This is a genomic window from Amycolatopsis echigonensis (assembly GCF_014174495.1).
GTDB classification, from domain to species: Bacteria; Actinomycetota; Actinomycetes; order Mycobacteriales; family Pseudonocardiaceae; genus Amycolatopsis; species Amycolatopsis echigonensis.
Genome location: NZ_JACJHR010000266.1, coordinates 1 through 562, shown reverse-complemented (window position 1 = coordinate 562; position 562 = coordinate 1). Strand labels below are relative to the sequence as shown.

At 67.8% G+C, this 562-nt stretch carries 2 protein-coding genes; both read right to left on the bottom strand.

Annotated features, from left to right (window positions below; all coding sequences use genetic code 11):
* Window positions 1-73: 73 nt before the first annotated feature.
* A complete protein-coding gene (locus H5411_RS46690; RefSeq protein ID WP_183128054.1) occupies window positions 74-442 on the bottom strand; it encodes a hypothetical protein in 369 nt (122 codons plus the stop codon).
* Window positions 432-554, bottom strand: coding sequence for a hypothetical protein (locus H5411_RS47260; protein ID WP_246370201.1), 123 nt, complete (start codon window positions 552-554; stop codon window positions 432-434). Before H5411_RS47260 ends, H5411_RS46690 begins: the two co-directional genes overlap by 11 nt.
* Between the last annotated feature and the right edge of the window lie 8 nt (window positions 555-562).

Sequence of the window (562 nt, the reverse complement as noted above, 5' to 3'; positions counted from 1 at the left end):
TGACGGCGCTCTGTGAGACGGGCCAGAGGCGCTTCCTGAAAATCCCCAGTCGAGGTGTGCAGCTTAACCGGTGTCAGCGGCGAAGTGGGATCACTCCGTCGGGTGCGGCGGCTGGCATCTGTGGGCGGGCGGCTTCTGGTGTGGTGAGCAGGGCGACGATGGTGACCGGGCCGCCGCAGTGTGGGCAGTCGCGCTGCGCGGCCAGCTGCGGCAGAGGTGTGGGCGGCGGTGCTGGGATGGTCATCGCGGGTGGCGGGCCGAACGGCCTGCCGGGGTGGCTGGTGCGTTCGACTTCGCGGCGAGCCGCCGCGGTGCGTTTGCACTCCCGCGAGCAGTAGAGGCGGGTCTTGGCCTGCCGACCGTTCGCGGTGAAGGCTTCCCAGCAGATCGGGCAGGTCTTGCGGGTCGCGTTGTAGTTCGGATCGCGCGGGTCAGGAGACATGTGCGTTCACCGCCTGGCGCAACTTGTCCGATGTGGACTGATGCGACCTCAATCGGTAAGATGGACCGTCGATACCGACCACCGTCGCCCGGTGCAACAGTCGATCCAACATCGCCGCCG